The sequence below is a fragment of the Streptomyces swartbergensis genome (assembly GCF_002148965.1).
Classification (GTDB): domain Bacteria; phylum Actinomycetota; class Actinomycetes; order Streptomycetales; family Streptomycetaceae; genus Streptomyces; species Streptomyces swartbergensis.
In genome coordinates this window covers 1-2,772 of the sequence record NZ_NGFN01000588.1, presented here as the reverse complement: position 1 = coordinate 2,772, position 2,772 = coordinate 1, and the positions used below count along the sequence as shown (strand labels likewise).

Annotated in this window: 3 protein-coding genes; 1 reads left to right on the top strand and 2 read right to left on the bottom strand. The window is 72.3% G+C overall.

The features are described 5' to 3' along the window. Positions 1 to 1,058: 1,058 nt before the first annotated feature. Entirely contained in the window at positions 1,059 to 1,652 is a 594-nt protein-coding gene (locus CA983_RS42460; RefSeq protein WP_086605965.1) for an HhH-GPD-type base excision DNA repair protein, read from the bottom strand. A gap of 59 nt (positions 1,653 to 1,711) precedes the next feature. Next, positions 1,712 to 2,434 (bottom strand): siderophore-interacting protein, encoded by a 723-nt coding sequence (locus CA983_RS42455; RefSeq protein ID WP_086605964.1) that lies wholly within the window; start codon positions 2,432 to 2,434, stop codon positions 1,712 to 1,714. Between the two features lie 81 nt (positions 2,435 to 2,515). Here CA983_RS42455 and CA983_RS42450 point away from each other — a divergent pair. Next, positions 2,516 to 2,772: penicillin acylase family protein (locus tag CA983_RS42450; RefSeq protein ID WP_143645777.1), on the top strand; the 257-nt coding region annotated here is incomplete at its 3' end.

The window sequence follows — 2,772 nt, the reverse complement described above, 5'->3', positions numbered from 1 at the left end:
ACCCCAGGTGGCGAGCCCCTCCCAGCCGGTTCAAGCATGGACCATGACCGAGCCACCGAGCGGCTCCCACGGGGAGCCGCTCGGTGGCTCGGTCATGGTCCATGCTTGAACCGGCTGGGAGGGGCTCGCCACCTGGGGTGGACCGTGCGGTTGATGGCTGTTGCCTGGTGTGGTGCCCTGCGGTTGATGTCTGTTGTCTGGGGTGGCCGTGCGGTTGACGCTCGTCGTCTGTGGCCGGCGGTGTGCTGATGCCTGCGGCCTGGGTGGGGCTGTGGCTTACGGCCGCGACTGAGCCAGGTCGCGGGGCTGACGCCCGCGACGTGGGTGGGGCTGTGGCTGATGTCCGGGAGCTGGGCCCGGCCCTGCGGTTGAGACCTGTCCGGGGCGAGCCGTGTGGCCGGCGCCTGTTGTCTGGGGCGGCCTGCGGCTGATGTCCACGGCTTGGGCGCGCTTGCGGTTGGCGCCCGCGAGCTGGTCGGGGCGGCGCGGTTGAGGCCTGCCGCCTGGCTCGGCCATGCGGCTCATGTCTGTGACCTGGGGTAGGCCGTGTGGTTGATGCCCGTTCCCCCCGGGTGGGCCTGTGGCTGGCGCACGCCCCCGTCCGGGCTACGCGGCTAACGGTGGCCAACTGGCTCGCCCACGCAGCTCGCGTCTGCCACATGGGCGGGCCTGTGGCCGGCGTCTGTTGTCTGGCCGGACCGTGTGGCTGATGCCCGCGGACCCCGGCGGGCCCGCGGCCGGCGCCCGTCACCTGGGCTCGGCCAAGCCGCTGGCGCCCGTCACCTGGGCTCGGCCACGGCCGATGACGCCCGTCACATGCGCTCGGTCGCGCCACCGACGCCCGTCACTTGGGCTCGGCCAAGCCGCTGGCGCCCGTCACCTGGGCTCGGCCACGCCACCGACGCCCGTCACCTGGGCTCGGTCGCGTCGCTGGCGTCCGGGCGAGGCACGGACGCCCGTCACCTGGGCCCCGCCGCGTCGCCGACGCCCCGGGCAGGTCACGGATGTCCGCCGTCTGGGGCGGGCCGTGTCAGTCGGTGCCCGCGTCCCGCAGGGGGCTACCTCCCGGGCGCCTTCGCAGCCTTGGCCGCTGCCTTCATTTCCTGTTTGTGTGCTCGTACCTTGGCCAGCGACTCGGGGCCGGTGATGTCGGCGACCGAGCGGAAGGACTTGGGTTCGCCGTAGGAGCCCGCGGCCTCGCGCCAGCCCGTCGGCTGCACGCCGAGCTGCTTGCCGAGGAGGGCGAGGAAGATCTGGGCCTTCTGCTTGCCGAAGCCGGGCAGTTCGGCCAGTCGTTTCAGCAGTTCCTTGCCGGTGGCGGCGTCCTTCCAGACGGCCTCGGCGTCACCGTCGTAGTGCTCGACGAGGTACTGGCACAGCTGCTGGATCCGCTTGGCCATGGAGCCCGGGTAGCGGTGCACCGCCGGCTTCTGGGAGAGCAGCGCGGCGAAGGCCTCGGGGTCGTGCGCGGCGATCTCGTGCGCGTCCAGGTCGTCCGTGCCGAGCCGCTGGGCGATGGTCGCCGGACCCTTGAACGCCCACTCCATCGGGATCTGCTGGTCCAGCAGCATCCCGACCAGCGCGGCGAGCGGACTGCGCCCGAGCAGCGCGTCGGCCTCGGGGTCCTGGGCGAGGTGAAGAGTGACGTTCATGTCCCGATCATCCCTCGGTGCGGGCCCGGCCGCGTCCGGAGCCGGGCCCGCACCGGTGCCTACGTCGCCCGCCAGTAGCCCAGCGCGTGCACCCGCTGCTTGGGCAGGCCCAGTTCCTTGCGGACGTATGCCGCGAGCGACCGCGTCGTCGCCGTGTCGCAGGCGATCCAGACGTACGGGTCGGCGGTGCTCTGGAGCAGGCCGGGCAGGTCCGCCTTCACCTGGTCGACCAGATGGGCTCCGGAGTCCTGGCGCGGCACCTTGCGCAGCTCGTGCCGGGCCGGGTCGGTGCGGAACGGCAGATCGTCGTCGCCGCCCTCGAACCAGACGGTGGCCGGGGCGGAACCCAGCGTGTCCAGGAGGGAGTTGATGGCCGGCAGCGAGGCCGGGTCGCCGACGGCGAAGACGTGGGAGGGAGCGGGGTCGGGGAGCTCGAAGCCGGTGCCCTGGACGGTCGCCTCGATGGTGTCGCCGGGCTTCGCCGCCCTGGCCCAGTCGCTCGCGCAGCCCTCGTGCAGGGCGAACTCCAGGCTGAACGTCCCGGCCGCGGGGTCCGGGTCGACCAGGGTGTAGGCCCGCTGGTGGGGCCTGCCCGCGTTGTCGAACCACAGCCGTACCCACATGGTCGGGTGCACGCCGGTCGCCGCGAGCAGACCGCCGTCGGTGAAGTGGAGCCGCCGGTAGTCCGGGGTGACGTCCTCCGCGTCGGTCACGGTGAACACGAAATCCTTCGCACGCAGCAGTTTGAGGACCGCGCCCTCCCAACCCCGCCCCTGCCCCATCCCGTATTCACCCTTCGCGTACGATTTCCGCCACAGCTATGACTTAGGCAAGGCTAACCTAAAGGAAAGTGGGGGCACAGTGTGGCCACCGAGATCTACCGCGACGCCTGGGGCATTCCGCATCTGCGCGCGGGCAGCGCGGCCGAACTCGCCCACGCCCAGGGCCTCGTCACCGCCCGCGACCGGGCCTGGCAGCTGGAGGTCGAACGGCACCGCGCCCAGGGCACCTCGGCGTCCTTCCTCGGCGAGAGCGCCCTGCCCTGGGACCGGTTCGCCAGACGCGCCAGACTCGACGACACCGCCGGACGCTGCTTCACGGAGCTGGAGAGACGGGACCC